The following is a 23,299-nucleotide window of genomic DNA, read 5'->3' as shown; positions in this document are numbered from 1 at the left end:
TTTTTAAATAACAATCAATACAAACAAAGAACAAATTGACGCAAATTTAAAAACACAAAACAAACACAACAAATCAGAACGGTTAACACAAAAAGAACAATAACGCTCTAAAAACAACATTGAGAGGCATCTTGAAATAATAGGCTTATATTTTAACCACTCGGCGACATTAGTTGTTTGTTTTATGTTGCAAAAAGGATAATCACCTAAATGGATAGGTAAGCGTATCGGCTGTAGCCGCCTTGTTGCAGTTGTTATCTCTCTATGATTATATCGAGCACGAGGTAAAGATTTATCAATATAAGTAAATATTTGAAAAGTTTTTACTAAATAAAGATCGACACTTAGAGCGAATAAATATTCGGTCAATAAATAAGTGTTCAAATCAAAAATTAAAATAAGTCTCAGGGAGAAACACAATGCAGCCTAATTCTATATTGGCTAAAGCTGTTCGTTTCGCATTAATTGGTGGTGCCGCAACGGCAGCACTGAGTGCGCCAGCCGTTTATGCAGCAGATGAAGATAGCGTTGAACGTATTCAAGTAACAGGTTCACGTATTAAGCGTACCGATATGGAAACGGCTACACCTGTTACCGTCATGAGCGCTGAAGACATGGCTAAACAGGGCTTCACTAACATTCAAGATGCGTTAGAAAGCTTGACTTCAACCACCAGTGCGATGACTACCCAGTCTGTTCACGGTTTCACACCTGCCGCCTCTTCTATCAGCCTACGTGGTGCGGGTGCTAACCGTACACTGACACTGATCAATGGTAAGCGTCTGAACCAATATCCAAAGCCATCTGGTGGTACGGACAACTTCGTTGATACTGCTAACCTGCCTATGGAAGCCGTACAGCGTATCGAAGTACTGCAATCTGGTGGTTCTGCAATCTACGGTGCTGACGCTGTCGGCGGCGTGATCAACATCATCCTGAAGAAAGATTTCGAAGGTGTTGCACTTAAGTACCGTCACGGTGATACCACTAATGGCGGCGGCGGAAGCGACCGTATCGCGCTATCTCTAGGTGCTTCATCTGATCGCGGTAACGTATCGACTTTCATCGAGTTCACCGACAACGAGCAGCTAAAAGCGACTGACCGTGAAAACTTCGGTCTACATACAGATAAAGTGCCATACAGTGAATACTCACAGTACAGCTCATATGGTGCACGCATCGCAGGCGGTAAAGGCGCTCGCGCTTTAACTCCTGAAGAATGTACTGCAGGCGGTTTCTTCTGGGATGCAGCGCGTAGCATCTGTGGTTTCGACCGTTCAGAGTGGCGCGACCTACAACCAGCTAACTCTCGCTTCATCAGCTCAACTAACTTCAACTACGAGCTGTCTGATAACATTAGCCTAGTGGGTCGTCTTGACTTTGCCGAAGCAAAATCAACCACTAACATCGAGCCAATGGCAATCAACGACTACGATGTAAAAGTCGATGGTAGCAATGTCACTGTATCTGCTGGTGACCTCAGCAAGACCTTCACCAACAAGGCTACAGCCCTAGGTGGTGACTTCGCCAATGCTGAAGATGGTGACTACTACTATGTACGTCGTCTACACGAGTTTGGTAACCGCGCAGGCGAAACCAAGACACGTAACTACTTCTTCACCGCAGGTCTAGAAGGCACGCTGGCAGACGAGTACAGCTGGGATGCGTCAGTAAACTATGGCCGTACTAATGTTGATGTATTCCGTAGCGGCTACGCCACTGTTGGCGGCATGTTCGACTACATCACTGCCGGTGAAAACGGTAACTCTCTGCTGAAAAACATGAGCGCAGAAGACGTCGAATCAGTTGCCTACTCTCCATTTGAGCGTGCGCAGTCTACCCAGAAGAACGTTCAAGCGAACATCTCTGGTATGGCGTTCGAAATGCCAGCGGGTGATGCTCAGTTTGCATTCGGTGCCGAGTACACAGAACAAGACTATGAAACCAACACTGATTCAGAGTCTAAGAAAGGTGCCATCCTGACCACAGGTGGTTCTTCAGGTGCCGGTGAGCGTTCTTACTGGGCAACTTATGCCGAAATCAGCCTACCAGTTCTAGAAGAATTGACTGTTGATGCTGCAGTACGTTATGACCGCTACGATGATTTCGGTGGCAACCTGTCTCCGCAGCTAACCATTGAATACCGTCCATTGGATGAGTTGTTGGTTCGTGGTTCTATCAGCTCAGTATTCCGTGCGCCAGACATGCACCGCGTATATGGCGATGCGACTAAGGGCTTCGCAACAGTAATTGACTTCAAACAGTGTCAAGCGCTGGGTGGTACACCAAGTGAGCCAAATGCTGACCCACGTATCAACGAGATCTGTAACGAACTTCACATCGACAGCACTACTGGTGCCAACAAAGATCTTGAAGCAGAAACCGGCTACACAGCTAACATTGGTGCAGTATGGGGCGGTGATTCACTCAACGCGTCGTTCGACCTTTGGGAGTGGAAACTGGATGACATGGTTAGCGACATCAGCGCTAGCAAGGCCGCTCGTGAATACGAACAGTATGAAAACATGCTGACTCGTGATGCAGAAGGCACCATCACTCACGTGAACGCCGTTGCACAAAACCTAGCATTCCAGAAAGTACGTGGTTTAGATATCACTGCTGGTTACACTTGGGATATGGACAACATGGGTGACCTGAAGCTTAACTTCAACGGTACCTACATCCTGTTATCTGAGTACCAACTGTCACCAACTGATCCAGTTGAAGATGATATCGACAACGGTGGTCTGCCACAGTACCGCGCTAACCTAGTACTGGGTTGGTACATCGATGACTTCGAAGCTACCTTAGGTGCTTACCATACTGCGCGTATGCACGGTATGCAGTACAAGTCATTCAAAGCATCTGGTGGCGAAGACTTCGACGAAAGTGCACACGAAGTGGCATCACAGACTAAGTGGAACCTGACTGCAGGTTACAACTTCACAGATGCTATCAAGGTGAAAGCTGGCGTAGTTAACCTGTTCGACGCAGGTCCTAACTTCGACCCAACAGCAACTTCTTGGCCTCATTACCAGCGTTCAGTGTACAACGCACGCGGTCGTGAGTGGTTCCTAGAAGGTGAAGTGAAGTTCTAATCTTACTGAACTTTAACGAAAAAACGGCATCCTAGGATGCCGTTTTTTATTGCCTAAATGAAAGTGCACTCTTAAACGAAACCGAGGTAGTGAGCGGCGACCACCACAATGCTCGACACTAAGAAGAGCGCCAACATGAAACGCCAGATAAACTTGACCCAAATGCCCCAGTCGACGCGGCATACGCCTAAGGTCGCCATCAGAGATGCCGATGTCGGCACCAGCACATTGGTAAAGCCGTCGCCCAGCTGAAAGGCCAACACCGCCACCTGACGCGATACCCCGACGATGTCGGCTAGAGGTGCCATCAAGGGCATGGTCAATGCCGCCTGACCCGAGCCCGAAGTGACAAAGAAATTAAACACAGATTGAAACAGCAACATAAACCAGGCCGAGGCGACCGCGGGTAGCTGACCAATCAGGCTGCCGGCGCCATTGAGTAAGGTATTTAATACACTTGGCTCATCGGGCTTACCGCCCCCCAGGAGCAGCAAGATCCCAGAGGCACAACCGACCAGCAAGGCCGGCTCCAACATGGTGCCCGCTCCCTGCTTAAAACTACTAGCCATACGATTAAGCGTCATGCCATTTAACCTGAAGATCACCGCAATTATCCCTACGACAATCCCCATGGCAAAGAACTGACTGGCGATCTCGGGAATAAACCAGGCCTGAGTAACAACCCCCCAGATAACCCAAACGACCGTCAGCAAGATGGTGAGCAGTACCAGACTGTCACCGAGGTTAAAACGGCTCTGTAACTCGCTCGAATTATGATGCTCACGGAAATATCGATCCGACTCAAAGCAAAGTGAGCTTTGCGGATCCGCCTGGATCTTGGCGCCGTAGCGCATGGTAAAGATCACCCCCATCAGGGTGAACCCTGCCCACATGAGTCCCCTTACACCGGCGCCTGAGAGCACAGGAATGCCGGCAATCCCCTGAGCGATCGCCACACTAAAGGGGTTCATCCAGGAACTGGCGAATCCCACCTGAGTCGCCACATAGGTCACCATCACAGTGGTGATGCCATCGAAGCCCAAGCGTATCATTAAGGGGCAGATAATGATGGCAAAGGCAATCGCCTCCTCCCCCATACCAAACACAGCGCCGCCGAGGGAGAAGAGAATAAAGAGCACGGGAATGAAGAGTCGCTCGTTGCCCTGGGTCTTGTCGATCAAGCGTATGATGCCGTTATCTATGGTGCCGGTTTCCATTACTATGCCGAAGGCGCCACCGATCACCATCATAAACATGATAACCCCGATAGCAGTGCCCCATTTAGATCCCGAGGTTAAACCTTCGAAGGCAAAATTGAAGAAGCCTATGCCCCCACCGCCCTCAAACAGGGCTACAGGCTGTTTAAGCTGCTCTCCCGCCTCATCCAGGCTGTAACGAAAGGAGTTAGGGTCGACCACACTACGCGTTTTATCAACGCCATCGGCAAGATAGTGGATCTCCTGGGTCTCGAAGGAACCTACGGGCACCAGATAGGTCAACAACATGGCTGCCAAGGCCACAAAGAAGATGATCACTAAGGTGTCAGGTAAAGGGATTTTATTTTTCGGGTTTGCCGCCGAAGAAGGCGCTTGATTTGCCATTGTTTTTCCATGGTTATTCTTGGAATCTAAGTTATTGCCCGCCAATATAAACCAATTCCCCCTCTGCTGCACAAGAATCACCCGTTGGGCGCTGAATCAATCAAGCGCAGAGCAACCGGCTCGGATCGCCTAAACTGGAATGGCCTAAACTGGGCGCGAACAAACAAAGTCAGCTGCTCGATTGAGCTCACGTGTAGGCAAGAAATGTCATGGTGCGCACAAGACACGCTTAAAGAGTGAGGCGTGTCGAGTAACTCAGATAAAATCAACGCGTTACTTGTGAAAGCCCTCAGGCGCTCATACAATCAATATCACGCAAGCATCAATTTTATTGATAGTTTTCTTTATTGGTTAATTCAGTTAGGACGCCACAAGGTCAATGAAGTACTCCCTAAAACAAATCATGGTGTTCGATGCCGTAGCCAGCCTGGAAAGTGTGAGTGCGGCGGCGCGAAAACTGTCGATGACACAGTCTGCAGTTAGCATGTCCCTTGGGCAGCTGGAAAATCTACTCGGCCGCCCCCTCTTTATCAGACAGGGTAATCGCCTCACCCTGAGTCACTGGGGAAACTGGTTACGCCCAAGGGCGAGACGTCTGCTACAAGATGCACAACAAATAGAATTAGGCCTTCACGAACAACACCTTATAAGCGGTCGTTTTCGTTTATGCTCCAGTCAGACCGCCGCCGAGCATCTGCTCCCCGAGCTTATCAGTAAAATCGATACCGATTTTCCCGAACTTAGGATCGAGCTCACAGTGGAAAATACCGAGAACGTGGTCGAGGGCCTGCTTAATTACGAATATGACTTTGGCATCATAGAGGGGCGCAACGACGACAGCCGTCTGTATCAGGAGCAATGGTTAGACGACCATCTGGTGGTAGTCGCCTCACCTCATCACCCCTATGCCAAACAGACCAACATCAGCCTGGCGCAGTTAGAGCAGGCGAGATGGGTGCTGCGCGAGCAAGGCGCGGGGACTCGCCGCATCTTCGAGGGGGCCATTCATGGCGTCATCGAAAAGCTCAACGTATGGAAAGAGTATGAGCATGTCTCGCTGCTCAAGGCCTTAGTGAAGAATGGGCCCTACCTCAGCAGCCTACCTTTCCTGGATGTGGAGAAAGAGGTGGCCGCCGGTGAACTGGTTATCCTGCCGACGCCGCAACTTAACATGCAGAGACACCTCTCTTTCGTGTGGCGCTGCGATTCGGGCGAAAACCCGCTGCGAGACTGTGTGATCACCGAGGCCAGACGTCTCAGCAAGCATCGTCAGCATGCCAAGACGAGCCGATAAGCTGGCTTAGCTGACAGTATAAAACGCAAAAAAGGGGCAAATGCCCCTTTCTACTTTCGCCGATTGAAATCGGCACGGCTTATAAAGTCACGCAGACCCTCAATTCATATCGGTGCCGAGTTTCATCTGCGACGCCTTAGCCATATACAGCACACACCTTGGTCACTATGGCCTCACGGGTGATCACGCCCACTAGCTTGCCTTCACTGACCACAGGGAAGCAGCTCGGCTTGCTGGCGCTAGCGTGACGGAGCCGCTCCTCATAGCTGGCATAGGTGTTGCCAGTCAGCACGCCCATGTCGCTCACCGGAAACAACTTGTCACGATCCACCACCATTACCTCGATCAGATCGGCCACCGCATCATCAGGGGTTACCGTCAGCACCCGGGTTTGCATCAGGTCGGCCACCTTGTAGCCTATGCCACGGACAAACTCTTCTGACCAAAGACTACGCAGCAGGTCTTGCTGAGAAACAAACCCCAGTAGGCGTCGCTGAGCATCGACCACGGGCGCGCCGCGCAGCTGCGCCTCATTGAGCTGCTTGAGTCCCTCGTACACGGATAGCTCGGGGCTTAGAGTAAAAGGTGTCTGATCCATCAGGGCGCTGACATTGAGTTTTTGAATCGATTTAGGCATTTGGGTCTCTCCCCTGCATACTTTACTAGATAAAATTGAAATGGTATTGGCAGCGTTATCGCTGTGTTGAATCTGTTCTTTGCCCTGCTGGTCACTGCTTAATACTGGCTCCAGATGTACCGCCCTCAGTGGTACTTTTTCTGGTACGACGCGAGCCTTGCCTGCATCTATCCACCAGTAGCCCAGGCCCACCACTATACCGCCGCCGACGATATTGCCCGCGGTGACAGGAATGAGGTTATTGGTCAGAAAGTGAAGCAGAGTCAGGTCATTAAATTGCTGAGCGGTAAACCCGGGGATCTGATACCAGTCCCAGATGGCCAGCTGCTTAATGGCGATCCCCAGTGGCACCATAAAGAGGTTGGCGATACTGTGCTCGAAGCCGCTGCTGACAAACATCGCCACAGGTAGCATCAATAAAATGGCCTTGGTGAGCGCCTCCTTGCTGGCAAAGGTCATCCAAACCCCTAAGCAAACCAGCATGTTACATAAGATGCCCAAGGCGAAGGCCTGGCCCCAGGAGTGGTGCAGCTTATGTTGCGCGACCTTCAGGGCATTGAGCCCCCACAGCCCACCGTCTAACAGATACATCTTGGCACTGAGGATCAATGCCAGCATGATCATGGCGCCGCAGAAGTTACCCAGATAGACACGTCCCCAACAGGCTAGCAGCTGCCGCGTGCTCACGCGTTTCTGCGCCCAGGCCACGCTACTCAACACACTACTAGTAAAGAGCTCGCCACCGCAGATGACCACCAACATCAGACCCAGACTAAAGGCCAGGCCGCCAACCAGGCGCACCATGCCCCAATCGCCCGATGCGCCTGTGGTGACAGTGAGATAAAACACGAAGGCGAGTGCGATAAAAGCACCGGCAAACATCGCCTGGCCAATAGATGCCATCGCCTGCTTAGTCACCTTCTCCTGACCGTAAGCCGCGGCGCGCTGGCATAGGCTAGTCTCGGCCACAGGCGTTGGCTGGCTCTGCCTGGCGGCAAGTGGCACTAGATTAGGTATCGTCATGACGTGTCCTTCTCCAGCCAAGCGTAAAACAGGGGTGAAATTTCATTAACATCATCTCCGCAAGTGCCATCTCCCTAGAGACGGCTATAGATTAATAAATGTTTTTACAAAGAGTTAGCTTGTTGCCTCGCTCTCTTATGCCGAGATTAGCCACTAAAAAGGCGAAATAAAATTTGATATTAATGAATGAGACAATCAGTAAATTTGATAGCCAAATATCGAGGTGACAAGCTTGTTAAGCCGATAACAATTCACCTTAAAACCGCTTTAATACAGCAGCTTATGCGAAAACCAATTGTTAATAACATAAAAACCTAGGAATGCGGTGTTGAGGCGCGAAGGTGTGTAGTTTGCTCTAGCAAACTGGCAACTGACCACCTATTGCCTAAGCTATAAGGCAAGTTGATTAACATCCTTAGCCAATGTTTTCCCAAGGCAAACTGGCGAGATAGCAAAAGGCTAAGGCGGACATTTGCGCCCCTTTGTGAGGTGCGGAGCACAATAAGCACCACTTTTGTGAGCCGTGACCCAGCTAAAAATGTGAGGCGTGAGAGGCGCCTCTTATTTGCAAAGAATTGGCGGAGTGGCTCCCAAAAGTGACAGAAGGCGCGATCTAAAACCAAACGCAATATATATGCCTAATGTAAAAATTTATCTGAAATGGCGACACAAGATGTTAACTAGCTCCCAAATCATCTAATCACCAGTTTCAAGTTTATTGATAGTTAATGTCAGGCAAAAGTCACTATGTTAAGATTTATGAGGTAAATTGGTCAGACCAATTTTAAACAGCGTTAGGGATGCAACTGCTCACCGGATTTAGGGTGTTTTATCCATTCTTGGGGGCGGACAAGTTACTCGAGTGGCACCTGGGGGTCTTTCAACAAACGACACTCGCTGACTTGCAAGGATTACCTCTAAGTCTTCATCGAATTGATGAGTCAATAAGTTCTTTTCGGAGAATGAGAAATTATGTCAGAAACAGTCAAAAAAGAAGAGATGGAAGCCTCTGAGCTGACTTACAAGGCGCTTCACCGTCCTGCCAGCGAGTTTGCCACTCGTGAACAATATTTAGACCACGAATTACAGATCATGAAGCCCAGACGTTGGGGCCTCAACCTGCCGGGACGCGATTTCCGCTTTGAGTGGGAAGACCTAGTGCCCGCCATCGCAGGCACTATCGGCATCACGGTGATGTATTCGGCCGTAATGGCCGCCTGGGCATCGGGCCTAAGCGAGCGCTGGGATCACATCAACCTGGGCGCCGAATTCGCCATTCAGGTGGTTCGCGTCGAAATGCTCATCCCCGCCCTGCTCTTCTGTATCATCAGTTCTGGATTTATCAACCCTCGCGCCAACCTTGGCGGCAACCACGGCCCCATGATCCCGCTTATCGGCACCATCGCCTTGGCCGGTGCCCACCCATTAGCACTGGCGATCCTCCTGGGTATCTTTGGTCTGCTGCTCAGTTACTTTAAGGGGGGCTCCAGGCTAGTAAACCTCACCTCCAGCGGCGTCGCAGGGGGACTCTTAGTGTTCCTCGGCTTCATGGGTGCCAAGAGTCAGATCACCTCCCTATTCGACTGGGCCGGCGGCCTACAGGCCAAGCATGCCCTGGACTATAGCCTTGGCTATGTGGCCTTCTTCATCTTATTGGTGAATGTGGTGATCTACGCTTATTTGGCCAAGGTAGGTAAACGTTGGCTGGCGATCCCACTTTGTTCTATCGCCGCGATTGCGCTGGCCTTCGCCCTAGGCGCGGGATTAGATCTGCAGTTTGTTACCGCTCCAGGCATCCCTAACCTGAACCCCGTCTACTGGTGGGGCTCTACCGAGCATGGCTGGCAGCTAGGTTTACCTAACTTCGAGCACTTTATCGCGTCACTCCCCTTTGCCATCCTGGCGGTTGCCATGTGGTCACCCGATTTCTTGGGTCACCGTATCTTCCAGGAGCTGAACTACCCTAAAGGCACAGAGAAAGTGCTGATGGATGTAGATGACACCATGACCACCTGTTCACTGCGCCAAATCGTCGGCACGGCAGTGGGTGGCGGTAACATCACCTCGTCTTGGGGCACCTATATGATCCCGGCGGCAATCGCTAAGCGTCCTATTCCTGCTGGCGCCATCCTGCTAGGTAGCCTGTGTATCATAGTCGCGGTACTGGGTTACCCAATGGATGTCACCGTATGGCGTCCTGTGATGTCAATCGCTCTCCTGGTTGGCGTGTTCCTACCACTCCTGGAGGCAGGCATGCAGATGGTGAAAGACACCCAAAGCAGCCAGGCGGCGGGTATCTGTATCTTCGCCTCTTTCGTTGCTAACCCTGTACTGGCCTGGGCGCTGACCATGTTGCTAGATAACAATGGTCTGATTGGCGACAAAGAACGTGCCGCCAGCCTAAGTCTGGCCGACAGGCTCATCATTCCGGGGCTAGCCTTTGTGATCTGTCTCGCCGCCATGCTGGCAGTGGGTATGATTCAAGGGATCCCAGCGCTACTTTAATCGCGCAAACGACAACGAAGAGGGCTTAGGCCCTCTTCTTTTTTATCTCCCCTATACTTACATCAAACTTGCTGATAACCGGCATCAATATGCCATATGGGCATGGCGTTCATAACCCCAGGGAATCAGCATTCTCCTTAGATGCAGGTAACACCCGATAAAGGTGAGCGTTGGCTCGCGCAAATAACCGACTCTCAGGTGAGATGCAAACGAAATTTTGCGCCAAAAATGATAACCCGATAGCAATTTTGGCATTAACTCGGGCAAAAGCAGACCGATTCAGATGCAGCACCTAGGCAGATATGGTACTATTCATATGGTTAATTGGTCTTACCAATTTAACGATAGCCGAATCGGCTTAGACAGTAAGTGTCAAACGAGCTCGGATATCGCGTAAAACAGATTTAAATCGACACGGTTTACCGGTTCGATAATCAGTTCCCATCATCCGGGTAATACATTGAAGGGAGCTGCGAAGAATAGCTATTGGTGTATCGCAACGTCTTAAGTGACAGCCACTCGATAACCAATAACCTTTATCTCAAACAGAAGGTATTAGTACGATGACCGAAAAAACTGAGCTGTTCACCAAAGCGTGGGAAGGTTTTACTCCTGGTGATTGGAAGTCTGAAGTAAATGTACGCGACTTTATTCAAAAGAACTACACGCCCTATGAAGGAGACGAATCTTTCCTAGCCGGCGCCACCGAAGCGACCAGCGCGCTTTGGGACAAAGTGATGGAAGGTATCAAGCAAGAAAACCGCACTCACGCGCCGGTTGATTTCGATACCGACAAAGTCTCTACCATTACCTCTCATGAAGCAGGTTACATCGACCAAGATCTCGAAACCATTGTCGGTCTACAAACAGACGCGCCACTTAAGCGTGCCATGTTACCCAATGGCGGTATCCGTATGGTCGAAGGTTCATGCGCTGCCTATGGTCGTGAACTGGATCCAAACATCAAGTATGTCTACTCTGAGCTGCGCAAGACACACAACCAGGGCGTGTTTGATATCTACACCCCAGAGATCATGCGCTGCCGTAAGTCTGGCGTACTGACAGGTCTGCCAGATGCGTACGGCCGTGGTCGTATCATTGGTGACTACCGTCGTATCGCCCTGTACGGTATCGACTACCTGATGCAGGAAAAATTTGCCCAGTTCAGCTCACTGCAAGCCCAGTTTGAAGCAGGCGAAGATCTTTCTGCCACCATGCAGCTACGCGAAGAGATCGCCGAGCAGCACAAAGCCCTTGGCCAGATGAAGCAGATGGCTGCCAGCTACGGCTGTGATATCTCTGGTCCTGCGACTAACGCGAAAGAAGCGATTCAATGGACTTACTTCGGCTACCTGGCCGCAGTGAAGAGCCAAAACGGCGCCGCCATGTCTCTGGGCCGTACCTCTAGCTTCCTGGATGTCTACATCGAGCGCGACATCAAGAACGGCGTGCTGACCGAGCAGCAAGCCCAGGAGATGGTTGACCACTTCGTGATGAAGCTGCGTATGGTGCGCTTCCTACGTACACCAGAATACGATGAGCTATTCTCTGGCGACCCAATCTGGGCCACCGAATCTATCGCGGGTATGGGTCTTGACGGCCGTACTCTGGTGACTAAGTCTAGCTTCCGCTTCCTACATACCCTGTACAACATGGGCCCAAGTCCTGAGCCAAACATCACTGTGCTTTGGTCAGAGAAGCTTCCGCTGAACTTCAAGAAGTACTGCGCTAAGGTCTCTATCGACACCAGCTCTATCCAGTACGAAAACGATGACCTGATGCGTCCAGATTTCGACTCTGACGACTATGCCATCGCTTGTTGTGTAAGCCCTATGGTTGTGGGTAAACACATGCAGTTCTTCGGCGCTCGTGCAAACCTGGCTAAGACCATGCTTTATGCCATCAACGGCGGCGTGGATGAGAAACTCAAGACACAGATCGGTCCTAAGTTTGAGCCAATCACAGATGAAGTACTGGATTTTGACGATGTAATGGGTCGTCTGGACACCATGATGGAGTGGTTAGCCACCCAATATGTGTCTGCACTCAACGCCATCCACTACATGCACGACAAGTACTCTTACGAAGCGGCCCTAATGGCGCTGCACGACAGAGACGTACGTCGCACTATGGCCTGTGGTATCGCTGGCCTATCGATTGCTGCCGATTCACTGTCAGCCATCAAGTTTGCCAAGGTGAAGCCAATTCGTGACGAAAACGGCATCGCCGTCGATTTCGACATCGAGGGTGAATATCCTAAGTTTGGTAACAACGATGCACGCGTCGATGACCTGGCTACCGAGCTGGTTGAACGCTTCATGGCTAAGATCCGTCACAAGAAGATGTACCGTAACGCGATCCCGACTCAGTCAATTCTCACCATCACCTCAAACGTGGTTTATGGTAAGAAGACGGGTACTACGCCAGACGGTCGCCCTGCCGGCGCACCATTTGCACCGGGTGCGAACCCAATGCATGGCCGCGACGAGAAAGGCGCTATCGCGTCACTGACCTCAGTTGCCAAGCTGCCGTTTGCTCACGCACAAGATGGTATCTCTTATACCTTCTCTATCGTGCCAAACGCACTGGGTAAAGATGAAGACGGTCGCCGCGCTAACCTAGCTGCACTGATGGACGGTTACTTCGCTCATAACGAGACTCGTGAAGGTGGTCAGCACCTTAACGTGAACGTGATGAACCGCGAAATGCTGGAAGATGCCGTGGTTAACCCAGACAAGTATCCACAGCTGACCATCCGTGTTTCTGGCTACGCCGTGCGCTTCAACGCACTGACACCAGAGCAACAACAGGACGTCATTACACGTACTTTCACCAAAGGGATGTAATTTCCGTCAATCGAGCGGTCAAACGCTAGATTTTTGGTGAATATAAGCTAGGCTGTGCACTAATTTAGCACAGCCTACTTTAATTGAAGTTTTCGGAGTCACAATGACAGTAAAAGGGCGGATTCACTCACTGGAATCCTTTGGCACAGTTGACGGTCCCGGCATTCGGTTTATCACCTTTATGCAAGGCTGTTTGATGCGCTGCCAATACTGCCACAATCGTGATACCTGGGATCTTCACGGTGGACGTGAAATCGAGGTCGACGAGTTGATGGAACAGATCATCAGCTATCGGCCTTTTCTCGAGTCCAGCGGCGGAGGCGTCACCGCCAGTGGCGGCGAGGCTATACTGCAAGCCGAATTTGTCGCGGCCCTGTTCAAGGCCTGCAAACAGCAAGGCATACACACCTGCCTAGACACTAACGGCTTCGTCCGTAAATACACCCCAGTTATCGATGAACTCCTCGATAACACCGACCTGGTACTGCTCGATATCAAACATATCGATGATGACCAACACATCGCCTTAACCCATGTCAGCAATCATCGCACCCTGCAATTTGCCCAATATCTACAAAAACGCCAACAAAAAGTGTGGATACGCTATGTGGTCGTGGGCGGCTATACCGACGATGTTGAATCGGCAAAGGGGTTGGCAGAATTTATTAAACCTATGACCAACGTGGAGAAGGTAGAGCTGCTGCCCTACCACGAGCTGGGTAAACACAAATGGGAAGCCATGGGCGAAGAGTATACCCTCAAGGATATCTCTCCCCCCTCGCGCGAAACCATGGAACAGATTAAACAGGTGTTTGTGGAAGCCGGCATCAACGCCGTCTACTAACTAGAGCGCTTCCCAATAATGCTTATCGAGACGTTCGAAAGCCATTTTTAAGATGACCGCCATATCGAGATAACAGGCATTGGCACCCAAGGGGTTACAGGCCACCCCCATACCCTGGAGCTTGGCAGACAGATTGTTGCCCCAGTCCAGCAGAGAAAGTGGCAGAGGATGCTTGGCGCGCCAGCCAAGCCAGAGCAAGCCCTGAATAGGCAAGCTGATAAAGAATAAGGCAATGGTGATAGCCTGAGGTAACCAGGCCCAGCCATACAGATAGAGTTGACTGCCGCCGGCCAACAGAGCCAGCGGCGGCATCAAACGAATCGCCAGAGCGGTCGCACGGATCACGCGATACTCTGGAAAATAAAAGCTAAGTTGTCGAACCATAGGCCAGGTCTTCATATAGCGACGACCGACCCCTAAGGTTTTTAACACTTGAACAGTCAATGATGACACCTAACACTTAAGAGACTGTCTTTACCATAGCACAAGGCGAGCGCCAGCCCCAAGCGGCATCGCCTTGGCAGAGACCGGCTCTTAATCTCAGGAACGAGAATTTAAAGCGACATCGGCCCTAGGCTTGAGGTCATTTAATTTTGGTGAATGCCAGTCATTCACTCACTTTGCAAAAGGTTTTAAACATGTCTAACAAACTGGTTTTGGTACTAAACTGCGGCAGCTCATCACTGAAGTTCGCCATTATCGACGCGCTTACAGGTGACGACCAGATCTCAGGTCTAGCAGAGTGCTTTGGTCTGGAAGATTCACGCATCAAGTGGAAAGTCGATGGCAACAAATTCGAGTCTAAGCTTGGGGCCTTCACCGCCCACCGCGAGGCTGTCGAGTTTATCGTTAAAGAGATTCTGGGTCAGTATCCTGAAGTCGCCGCCCAGATCCAGGCAATCGGACACCGTGTCGTACACGGTGGTGAGAAGTTCACCCATTCTGTGGTGATCGACGACAGCGTGATCGCGGGTATCGAAGATTGTGCCGCCCTGGCGCCACTACACAACCCGGCGCACCTTATCGGTATTCGCGCCGCGCAGGCCTCTTTCCCTAACCTGCCACAGGTTGCAGTATTTGACACCGCCTTCCACCAGAGCATGCCTGAGCGAGCCTACGTGTATGCCCTGCCCTACAAGCTCTATCGCGAGCACGGCATTCGTCGCTACGGCATGCATGGCACCAGCCACCTGTTTGTCAGCCGCGAAGCCGCCAAGGCGCTGGGTAAAGAGCTGGCCGACACTAACGTCATCTGTGCCCACCTGGGCAATGGCGCGTCAGTGACTGCGGTTAAAGGCGGTAAGAGTGTCGACACCTCTATGGGTCTGACGCCGCTCGAAGGCCTGGTCATGGGTACCCGCTGTGGTGACATCGACCCTTCTATCATCTACCACCTAGTGGATCGTCTGGGCTACACCCTAGATGAAGTGAACAACCTGATGAACAAGCAGAGCGGCCTACTGGGCATCTCCGAGCTGACCAACGATTGTCGCGGCATCGAAGAAGGTTACGCCGAAGGCCATAAGGGCGCGACGCTAGCGCTTGAGATCTTCTGCTACCGTCTGGCCAAATATATCGCCTCTTACACAGTACCACTGGGGCGCCTGGACGCACTTGTATTCACCGGCGGTATCGGCGAAAACTCAGACCTTATCCGTGAGAAAGTGCTTAACCTGCTCGCTATCTTTAACTTTGAGGTCGATGCAGAACGTAACAAGGCTGCGCGCTTTGGCAACCAAGGCCAGATCACAACAGACAATGGCCCGGTAGCCATGGTGATCCCAACAAACGAAGAGTGGGTGATCGCCGAAGACGCCGTTTCACTGCTAAAGTAATGTTATCGAAGCAGTAAATGCTATCGCGGCGCTTTGCGCCGCAACCAATTTAGACAAGACCCGGCCGATAGACTGGCCGGGGCATAAGAGGTAACTATGTCTCGCAATATTATGCTCATCCCCAATGGTACCGGCGTCGGCCTGACTTCTATCAGTCTAGGTATGGTACGTGCGCTGGAGCGCCACGGGGTAAAGGTGAGATTCTTCAAGCCTATCGCCCAGCAGCGCCCAACCGATAAGGGCCCAGAGCGTTCGACCACCATTCTTAGCAAATCCCCGACGGTTAACCCGCTCGAACCCTTCGACATGGCACACGCCGAGCACTTGATCCGCACCGATCAGACCGATGTCTTGATGGAGCAGATCATCGCCCGCGCTACCGAGTGCGCCGATCCAAGCGAAACCCTGATCGTCGAAGGTCTGGTGCAGACCCGCAACCACCCCTTCTCAGACGACATCAACTATGAGATCGCCAAGGCGCTGGACGCCGACATCATCTTCGTCGCGGCGCCAGGTAACGAAACGCCTACCGCCCTGATGAACCGTCTCGAGATAGCTCACAACGCTTGGGGTGGCAGCAAGAACAAACGTCTCATCGGCGCCATCATCAACAAGATTGGTGCGCCGGTTGACGATGAAGGCCGTGCTCGTCCAGACCTGTCTGAGGTGTTCGACCACCAGGATGTGCAGCGTCCAGACGCTGCCAGCATGTTCCAGCTTCCCGGTAAGAGCAAGCTACGCATCTTAGGTAGCGTGCCATACAACCTGAACCTGGTGGCGCCACGTGCCTCAGACTTAGCCAAGCACTTGAGTGCCCGCATCATCAATGCCGGTGAGATGAATACCCGTCGTCTGCGCAAGGTCACCTTCTGCGCCCGCAGTATTCCCAACATGGTTACTCACATCAAAACAGACTCGCTGCTGGTGACCTCGGGCGACCGCTCAGATGTGATCGTCTCGGCCTGTCTGGCGGCAATGAATGGCGTCAAGGTGGGTGCACTGCTGCTAACCGGTAGCTATGAGCCTGAGCCAGAGATCATGGCGCTGTGTGAACAAGCCTTTGAGACAGGTCTCCCCGTCTTCTTGATCGACACCAACACCTGGCAGACCTCGCTCAACATCCAGCGCTTCGACCATGAAGTACCGGTGGACGATGCCGTACGTATCGAAGAGGTGCAGGAATATGTTGCCAGCCATATCGATCAGAGCTGGGTAGAAAGCATCACCATGAACTCGCCACGCGAGCACAGACTGTCGCCACCGGCGTTCCGTTACAAGCTCACCGAGTTGGCCCGCGCCGCGCAAAAGACTGTGGTACTGCCAGAGGGTGACGAACCAAGAACCATCGAAGCGGCCGCCATCTGCGCCGAGCGAGGCATCGCCCGCTGTGTGCTGATTGGTAACCGTGAAGAGATCCTGCGTATCGCCGGCCAACAGGGTGTGACCCTTGGCGAAGGCGTTGAAATTGTCGAACCTGAAGCCGCTCGCGAACGCTATGTGGCCCCTATGGTTGAACTGCGTCGCCATAAAGGCATGACAGAAGTGGTTGCCCGTGAGCAGCTGGAAGACAACATGGTGCTAGGTACCATGATGCTGGCGCAAGGTGAAGTCGACGGTATCGTCTCGGGCGCGGTAAACACCACGGCCAACACCATACGTCCACCGCTGCAGCTGATCAAGACGGCACCTGGTTCTAGCCTGGTATCCTCAATCTTCTTCATGCTGATGCCGGATCAGGTACTGGTTTATGGTGATTGCGCCATTAACCCAGATCCAAATGCCGAGCAGCTTGCTGATATCGCCATTCAGTCGGCCGACAGTGCCGCGGCCTTCGGCATCGAGCCTAAGGTTGCCATGATCAGCTACTCAACCGGTAGCTCAGGCACAGGCTCTGACGTTGATAAGGTGCGCGAAGCGACCCGTATCGCCAAAGAGAAACGTCCTGAGTTGGTGATCGATGGCCCACTGCAATATGACGCCGCCGTGATGCCAAATGTCGCTCAATCTAAGGCGCCTAACAGCCCTGTGGCCGGCCAAGCAACCGTGTTCGTCTTCCCAGACCTTAACACGGGTAACACCACCTATAAGGCGGTTCAGCGTAGTGCGGATCTCATCAGTATCGGCCCTATGCTGCAAGGTATGCGCAAGCCGGTTAACGATCTGTCTCGTGGTGCCCTGGTAGACGACATCGTCTACACCATAGCGCTGACAGCGATCCAGGCCTCACAAAACTAAGCTACACCGAGCAATACGCCAAAAGCACGAAAAAGCCTGTCATGAGACAGGCTTTTTTTATGCTTAAACGGTCTGGCAAGATTAAAAAATATTCATAGATGCACAATGCGTCAAAAAATGACCACACTAATTTACCAATTAAGTTCAGTCACTTAAGAGTTATGCATCGACTCTTCAACATACTTGTCCACAGATTCTGTGGATAACCGTAACAATTTGTTCATTCAGATATGCCACCCCAACCCTAAAGAGTCAAGTACTTTCGACTGACGTGCGCCGCTTGCCAAGGCATTAGAGAATCGCGATACTAGACCAAAGCCAATCGATTAAACCCTATGAAAAAATTACTCTTTATCTTCATTTTGCTCCTATCAGCCTGCAGCCCGGACTCGGAAACCGTCTCGGGCGTCATGACACCAGAACAGGTCTCATTAGGATTCTTTAGAGCCATCTATGTCGACAGAGATGTCGAGAAAGCCAAGCAGTTTGTCGATGAGCCGATGCAAAAGGTATTGTCGCATTACTATATTGCCGCCTCGGTGCAGCGCCATGTGTTAAACCTCTCCATGCGCGACGTCACCCTGGAGATCGAAGAGATAGATATCGACTTCTTCCGTAAATTTACCAAGGATGTCACCGTGATCGTCAAGATGAAGGGGCTCAAGGGCGGACAACCCTGGATAGACGATCGCACCATACGCCTGCACAAAATAAAGAAACGTTGGGTGATAGTCGAAATCCTGCCAGAGAAAGGCAACCTAAACTAAGGATTGCCTTAAAAGGCCTAGTGTCAGAGGAGCTTGTTTCAGAGGACCTTGTTTCAGAGGACCTTGCGTCAGAGAAGCTTGTCTCAAATAAGTTTGCCGAGGCCAGGGCTGACGTCTAAAGGCACATAGCCAATGGCATCACTCACTACGCGGCATACCAATCTTTAAAACAACCACAAAAACAACCACAAAAAAGAGCAGCCCTAGGGCTGCTCTTTCTGTCTGAAGACTCTCAACTTTAATGCGTTCAGTCAGACTCAACGCGAAGGTGAAAATTCAGTTTGGATATTTCCTTAATCCAAAAACGCTTCGTCATCCATCTCAACGGGTAATGACTCAATTACTTCATCTTGCACTTGGTAATAGGCGTTCTCGTATTCACGGGCTTCCATAACGACTCCAGATTTTTGTGTAGGGTACAGGCATGCTTTTTTATTGGTGCATTTTGCCTTGGGTATAAGCTGCAACTATCTGCTAACTCATGGGCGCTAGTCTAACACTAAAAAACCACGACTTACAGAAAACTTTCAGTATTGTGGCCACATTTAGCAAAAAAAAGCCTAAAAGTGTCAATATTCAAGGAGCAAGGTGAAAGTCTTTCATTTTTTTAATGCTGCGAAAACTAAAAAACATTTTCTTTACAATAAAACGATCTAATGACTCAAATGAGAACTGCTATCAATTAATTAATAGCGAATGGTTTGCGCAGGCAGGAATGAGGTAATGCAATGAACACGCTGATCGAATTTGAGGCTCAAAGGTTAGCCGACCTGTTTACGCAGGGAGACACCTTATCTATCCACATGTTCATGGACTCCATGTCCATGCCCTTCGACGTACAAGAAAAATTGTTTAACGAGATTTCGGCATTAAAAAACCTGGACCACCAACAGATAGCCCAGGTCATCGAGTCACACTGTCAATCCTTGATTCAAGAACTCTATCGCTACTGATTTAAGCGGCTCATGGCCATGCCAAGAGCCCAGTTGCGCTATGCCCGCTCCCGCTGGCGGTAGCGCAACACCTTTAATGCCTTATCGGGATCGCTATCCAAGAACACCTCAGGATTAGCCAGCTGCTCGACAAACCCAAGCGTCGGGCTCTGCTCTGCCACCTGCTGTTTAAGAAAATCTATCCCCAGCTCGGGCGCATTAAGACACAGCAAGACCTCGCCATTTGGGGCCAACAACTGAGGCAGTCGGCGCAGCAGGCGAGCATAATCTTTAGTGGCCACAAAACTGCCCCGCTGATTACTCGGCGGATCGGCGATGATGAGATCATAAGGCCCCATCTTGGTTAGCTTGCCCCAGGACTTAAAAATATCGTGTCCCAGAAAGCGGGCACCATGGGGCAGTTCATTAAGCAGGTGGTTCTGCTTGCCTATGGCTAATGCCCCCTTGCTCATGTCGATATTGACCACCTGATCGGCACCGCCCTGCAGCGCCATCACAGAGAAGCCACAGGTATAGGCAAACAGATTAAGCACATTGGACTGGGCCGCATTTGCTTTCACCCAGGCACGCCCGGCGCGCATATCGAGAAACAAGCCATGATTTTGTCCGCGCAGCAGATGCACCTGAAAACGCGCGCCATTTTCGCTGACGATATGAGGCTCGGGCACCTCGCCATATAGCAGATGGGTCTGGGTCTGCCCGGCGCACCTGTGCTGAAACACTAGGTTGAAGGCCTGCTCCCCTTTCTCTGCACGCCAGCGCGCCTGAATCGCCTGGGTTAGCTCCTCAAGCGCCGCCTCATCTATCTCTTTAAAGCTAGTGAGCAGCAGGACCGGCGGAAACCAGTCGAGACACAGATGCTCGGCCCCCGCATAGCGACCACCACGGCCATGAAACAGCCGCTCGGCTTCCTCAGAAAATTGCACTTGTTGTAGTGCGTGTTTAAATGACTCCATTTAACGCTATTTACCTATTACTTAAACTTAAACTTGTATGAATAATGAATCACTGCTTCTCGGCATCAGAGGCTCTATCGATAACGGCATCGGTTGAAGCCTCGGCGTCATTCTTGGCCTCTGCACTAATCAAGGTCTCATCGACGCGATCGGACAGCAAGATGGCCAGCCAGCTGCCACTCTGACTCGACTCCAGTGCGATCTTGACGATCATGGTCAGCGGAACCGAAAGCAGCATACCCACCGAGCCCAGCAGCCAACCCCAGAAGATCAAAGAAAGGAACACCACCAGGGTCGATAACCCCAGGCCACGTCCCATATATTTAGGCTCGACTATGTTACCCATCACGGTATTGGTCGCCAGATAGAGCAGCGCCGTGCCCCCCGCCCCCGCAGGGCCGAGTTGAATAAAGGCCAACAGCACAGGCGGAATCGCGGCGATGATAGACCCTATGTTAGGGATATAGTTAAACAGGAAGGCCACCACGGCCCAGAGCAAGGCATAGTCTACACCTATAATCGCCAGGACCGTTCCCACCACCACACCCGTCCCCAGACTCACGAGCGTCTTGATCACCATGTATTGGTTCACCGACAGCAGGAACTTGTCTATCTGCTTAATACGCATGTCCGGGTCGTCTAGGGCAAAATGCAGCTTCTTAGGTAGGTCCTGGGCCTCGAACAACATAAACACCACTGTCAGTATGATGAGGAAGAGATTGGCCATCACGCCGCCGACACTGGACAACATGTTAGTGGTCATCGACAGGGCGATCCCTGGGTCAAAATAGGCCAATATCTGCTCTTTGGATAACTCGATATTGAACGCCTGCAACTTAGTCAATATCCAGGCAAACTGCTCCACCAATTGATCGCGATAGACTGGCAGTTGACGGGAAAATTCGTTAATCGAGCTGCCCACCAGAGAAGCCAGCCAGAGCCCCATTAACACGATAAAGACCATCATAATGGCCACCGCCAGAGCCCGAGGCAACTTGAGCCGCGTCATGCCGTTGATCGCCGGATTGCAGATCACCGCAATAAAGGCCGACAACACAAAGGGAACCACGATAGGGCTGGCGGCTTTTATCCCTGCCAGGATCACGACAATAAACGCCATGATGGCAAAGCCTTTAAACGCAACCCCCTGATTATCGAATCGAGTCATCTAAATAAAGTCCTTCTGAATTACCCATAATATTGATAGGCTTAACTTAAATCTTACACAAGAAAAATTACGCTCATGAAACCAGAAATTGCCATCATTCGAATTAAAAACCTACGTCTTCGCACCTACATCGGCATAAAGGAAGATGAGATCAACAACAAGCAGGACGTCACCATCAACGCAGAAATCCATTATTGCGCCGCTAAGGCCCGCAACAGCGATAATATGCAAGATGCCCTGAATTATCGCACGATAACGAAAAAAATCATTGCTTTAGTTGAAAACAATCGCTTCTCGTTGCTCGAACACCTCACGGATCAGGTGTTAAGCATTGCCAGCGATCACGAATGGGTCGATTTTGCATCTGTGGAGATAGACAAACCACACGCCCTGAGATTTGCCGACTCTGTCTCGATGCAGCTCTGCTATCAAAAGGGCTAAGCCCTCATCACATTCCTATCGCGACCGCCGCCTAAAAGTGATCCTAATCGCGCGCTATGGTGTATATTTTTGATATCCCCTAAAAAAATGGAGTCGGCATGCGGATTTTGATCACGGGCGGTACCGGATTCATAGGCAAGGCCTTAGTCAAGGCCTTAGAAGAGGAACATCAACTCACCTTGCTCACCCGTTCGGCTGGCAAGGCCCACCTGATAGTTGGCAATCAGCATAAGTTGCTGGGCAACCTTGGCGCCCTGACCAACCTCGACGGCTTCGATGCTGTCATCAACTTAGCGGGTGAGGCCATTGCCGACAAGCGCTGGAGCCTGGACGTTAAGCAGAAGATCTGTGACAGCCGCTGGGATATTACCGCTCGTCTAGCCAAACTCTTCGAGGCCAGCAAGACACCGCCCAAAGTCTTCATCAGCGGCTCGGCCATTGGCATCTATGGCGATCATGACAAACAGGAGCACTTAGACGAGAGCTTCGATCTCGCCCACTTCAAAGACACAGGCGAAGAGGAAAAGTTTCCCCATAGCGTCTGCGCCAAGTGGGAGGAACTTGCCCTACAATGCCAGGAGATAACCCGCGTCTGCATCATACGCATCGGCCTGGTACTTGGCTTAAACGGCGGCGCGCTGAAGAAGATGTTGTTACCCTTCAAGCTGGGCGCAGGTGGAGTGGTCGGCTCGGGTAAACAGGGAATGAGCTGGATCCACAGAGAGGATCTGATCGCCATCATCCTATTCTTGTTAAATAACGAGCAATGCCAAGGTATCTATAATGCCACCGCCCCTAACCCGGTCAGCAATCGCGAATTTACCAATGCCTTAGGCACGGCTATGAGTCGTCCAACCCTGTTACCTGTGCCCGCCCCCGTGTTAAGCCTGGCCCTCGGGGAGATGTCTCAGCTATTACTCGAAGGCCAATACGTCTATCCTGAGCGTTTGACCCAGGCAGGCTTTAGCTTTCACTATACCCACCTAAATGAAGCACTGGCGAGTCTATTTGGCGACCCATAAATCGCCAGACGCTAAAACCTAGAAACGAGTTATAACCTAGAAACAAGCTATAACCGAGGAGCTGCGGCGCCAGC

Annotated in this window: 16 protein-coding genes; 11 read left to right on the top strand and 5 right to left on the bottom strand. The window is 51.3% G+C overall.

What is annotated here, in order from left to right:
- Window positions 1-419 precede the first annotated feature (419 nt).
- Window positions 420-3,098 (top strand): TonB-dependent receptor, encoded by a 2,679-nt coding sequence (locus DB48_RS06715; protein WP_041509488.1) that lies wholly within the window; start codon window positions 420-422, stop codon window positions 3,096-3,098.
- Between the two features lie 71 nt (window positions 3,099-3,169).
- Here DB48_RS06715 and yfcC read toward each other — a convergent pair whose 3' ends face one another.
- Entirely contained in the window at window positions 3,170-4,699 is a 1,530-nt protein-coding gene (gene yfcC, locus DB48_RS06710) for a putative basic amino acid antiporter YfcC (RefSeq protein ID WP_041509487.1), read from the bottom strand.
- A gap of 379 nt (window positions 4,700-5,078) precedes the next feature.
- On the opposite strand from yfcC, the gene DB48_RS06705 reads away from it, so the two are divergent.
- The gene (locus DB48_RS06705) at window positions 5,079-5,993 is read left to right on the top strand and encodes a LysR substrate-binding domain-containing protein (protein WP_041509486.1); all 915 of its coding nucleotides are present in this window, start codon (window positions 5,079-5,081) and stop codon (window positions 5,991-5,993) included.
- A 136-nt stretch (window positions 5,994-6,129) separates the two neighbouring features.
- Here the strand turns inward: DB48_RS06705 and focA are convergent, their stop codons facing one another.
- Window positions 6,130-7,653, bottom strand: coding sequence for a formate transporter FocA (gene focA / locus DB48_RS06700; RefSeq protein ID WP_041509485.1), 1,524 nt, complete (start codon window positions 7,651-7,653; stop codon window positions 6,130-6,132).
- A 972-nt stretch (window positions 7,654-8,625) separates the two neighbouring features.
- Here focA and DB48_RS06695 point away from each other — a divergent pair.
- From DB48_RS06695 to pflA, 3 genes are all read left to right on the top strand, one after another.
- Window positions 8,626-10,158, top strand: a complete 1,533-nt coding sequence (locus DB48_RS06695) for a DUF3360 family protein (RefSeq protein ID WP_041509484.1) — start codon at window positions 8,626-8,628, stop codon at window positions 10,156-10,158.
- Window positions 10,159-10,721: 563 nt separating this feature from the next.
- Window positions 10,722-13,004 carry a formate C-acetyltransferase gene (gene pflB / locus DB48_RS06690; protein WP_041509483.1) on the top strand — a complete coding sequence of 761 codons (2,283 nt, stop codon included), beginning with the start codon at window positions 10,722-10,724 and terminating at the stop codon, window positions 13,002-13,004.
- A gap of 103 nt (window positions 13,005-13,107) precedes the next feature.
- Window positions 13,108-13,848 (top strand): pyruvate formate lyase 1-activating protein, encoded by a 741-nt coding sequence (gene pflA, locus DB48_RS06685; protein ID WP_041509482.1) that lies wholly within the window; start codon window positions 13,108-13,110, stop codon window positions 13,846-13,848.
- Here the strand turns inward: pflA and yfbV are convergent, their stop codons facing one another.
- Window positions 13,849-14,292, bottom strand: a complete 444-nt coding sequence (yfbV, locus tag DB48_RS06680) for a terminus macrodomain insulation protein YfbV (protein ID WP_041509481.1) — start codon at window positions 14,290-14,292, stop codon at window positions 13,849-13,851.
- Between the two features lie 194 nt (window positions 14,293-14,486).
- On the opposite strand from yfbV, the gene ackA reads away from it, so the two are divergent.
- The 4 genes from ackA to DB48_RS06660 all read left to right on the top strand — a co-directional run bounded on the left by ackA (window position 14,487) and on the right by DB48_RS06660 (window position 19,638).
- A complete protein-coding gene (gene ackA / locus DB48_RS06675) occupies window positions 14,487-15,683 on the top strand; it encodes an acetate kinase (protein ID WP_041509480.1) in 1,197 nt (398 codons plus the stop codon).
- A gap of 96 nt (window positions 15,684-15,779) precedes the next feature.
- Complete coding sequence (gene pta / locus DB48_RS06670; protein WP_041509479.1) at window positions 15,780-17,918, top strand: phosphate acetyltransferase; 2,139 nt, start codon at window positions 15,780-15,782, stop codon at window positions 17,916-17,918.
- Window positions 17,919-18,253: 335 nt separating this feature from the next.
- A complete protein-coding gene (locus DB48_RS06665; protein ID WP_041509478.1) occupies window positions 18,254-18,685 on the top strand; it encodes a hypothetical protein in 432 nt (143 codons plus the stop codon).
- 728 nt (window positions 18,686-19,413) lie between these two features.
- A complete protein-coding gene (locus DB48_RS06660) occupies window positions 19,414-19,638 on the top strand; it encodes a hypothetical protein (protein WP_041509477.1) in 225 nt (74 codons plus the stop codon).
- A 38-nt stretch (window positions 19,639-19,676) separates the two neighbouring features.
- Here the strand turns inward: DB48_RS06660 and DB48_RS06655 are convergent, their stop codons facing one another.
- Both DB48_RS06655 and DB48_RS06650 read right to left on the bottom strand, forming a co-directional pair.
- Complete coding sequence (locus DB48_RS06655; RefSeq protein ID WP_041509476.1) at window positions 19,677-20,594, bottom strand: class I SAM-dependent methyltransferase; 918 nt, start codon at window positions 20,592-20,594, stop codon at window positions 19,677-19,679.
- A gap of 49 nt (window positions 20,595-20,643) precedes the next feature.
- The gene (locus DB48_RS06650) at window positions 20,644-21,762 is read right to left on the bottom strand and encodes an AI-2E family transporter (protein WP_041509475.1); all 1,119 of its coding nucleotides are present in this window, start codon (window positions 21,760-21,762) and stop codon (window positions 20,644-20,646) included.
- A 75-nt stretch (window positions 21,763-21,837) separates the two neighbouring features.
- Between DB48_RS06650 and folX the strand changes: the two genes are divergently transcribed.
- Window positions 21,838-22,203, top strand: coding sequence for a dihydroneopterin triphosphate 2'-epimerase (gene folX / locus DB48_RS06645; RefSeq protein ID WP_011866196.1), 366 nt, complete (start codon window positions 21,838-21,840; stop codon window positions 22,201-22,203).
- A 98-nt stretch (window positions 22,204-22,301) separates the two neighbouring features.
- Window positions 22,302-23,225 (top strand): TIGR01777 family oxidoreductase, encoded by a 924-nt coding sequence (locus DB48_RS06640; RefSeq protein WP_041509474.1) that lies wholly within the window; start codon window positions 22,302-22,304, stop codon window positions 23,223-23,225.
- The last annotated feature ends 74 nt before the right edge of the window (window positions 23,226-23,299 follow it).

The sequence above is a fragment of the Shewanella sp. cp20 genome (assembly GCF_000832025.1).
Taxonomy (GTDB): domain Bacteria; phylum Pseudomonadota; class Gammaproteobacteria; order Enterobacterales; family Shewanellaceae; genus Shewanella.
This window is presented reverse-complemented; position numbering and strand designations above follow the sequence as displayed.

Coding starts and splice junctions, on each gene's coding strand:
- pflB (WP_041509483.1), top strand. CDS start 10,722: ATGACCGAAAAAACTGAGCTGTTCACCAAAGCGTGGGAAGGTTTTACT.
- DB48_RS06650 (WP_041509475.1), bottom strand. CDS start 21,762: ATGACTCGATTCGATAATCAGGGGGTTGCGTTTAAAGGCTTTGCCATC.
- DB48_RS06640 (WP_041509474.1), top strand. CDS start 22,302: ATGCGGATTTTGATCACGGGCGGTACCGGATTCATAGGCAAGGCCTTA.
- DB48_RS06715 (WP_041509488.1), top strand. CDS start 420: ATGCAGCCTAATTCTATATTGGCTAAAGCTGTTCGTTTCGCATTAATT.
- DB48_RS06655 (WP_041509476.1), bottom strand. CDS start 20,594: ATGGAGTCATTTAAACACGCACTACAACAAGTGCAATTTTCTGAGGAA.
- yfcC (WP_041509487.1), bottom strand. CDS start 4,699: ATGGCAAATCAAGCGCCTTCTTCGGCGGCAAACCCGAAAAATAAAATC.
- pflA (WP_041509482.1), top strand. CDS start 13,108: ATGACAGTAAAAGGGCGGATTCACTCACTGGAATCCTTTGGCACAGTT.
- pta (WP_041509479.1), top strand. CDS start 15,780: ATGTCTCGCAATATTATGCTCATCCCCAATGGTACCGGCGTCGGCCTG.
- DB48_RS06705 (WP_041509486.1), top strand. CDS start 5,079: ATGAAGTACTCCCTAAAACAAATCATGGTGTTCGATGCCGTAGCCAGC.
- folX (WP_011866196.1), top strand. CDS start 21,838: ATGAAACCAGAAATTGCCATCATTCGAATTAAAAACCTACGTCTTCGC.
- ackA (WP_041509480.1), top strand. CDS start 14,487: ATGTCTAACAAACTGGTTTTGGTACTAAACTGCGGCAGCTCATCACTG.
- focA (WP_041509485.1), bottom strand. CDS start 7,653: ATGACGATACCTAATCTAGTGCCACTTGCCGCCAGGCAGAGCCAGCCA.
- DB48_RS06660 (WP_041509477.1), top strand. CDS start 19,414: ATGAACACGCTGATCGAATTTGAGGCTCAAAGGTTAGCCGACCTGTTT.
- DB48_RS06665 (WP_041509478.1), top strand. CDS start 18,254: ATGAAAAAATTACTCTTTATCTTCATTTTGCTCCTATCAGCCTGCAGC.
- DB48_RS06695 (WP_041509484.1), top strand. CDS start 8,626: ATGTCAGAAACAGTCAAAAAAGAAGAGATGGAAGCCTCTGAGCTGACT.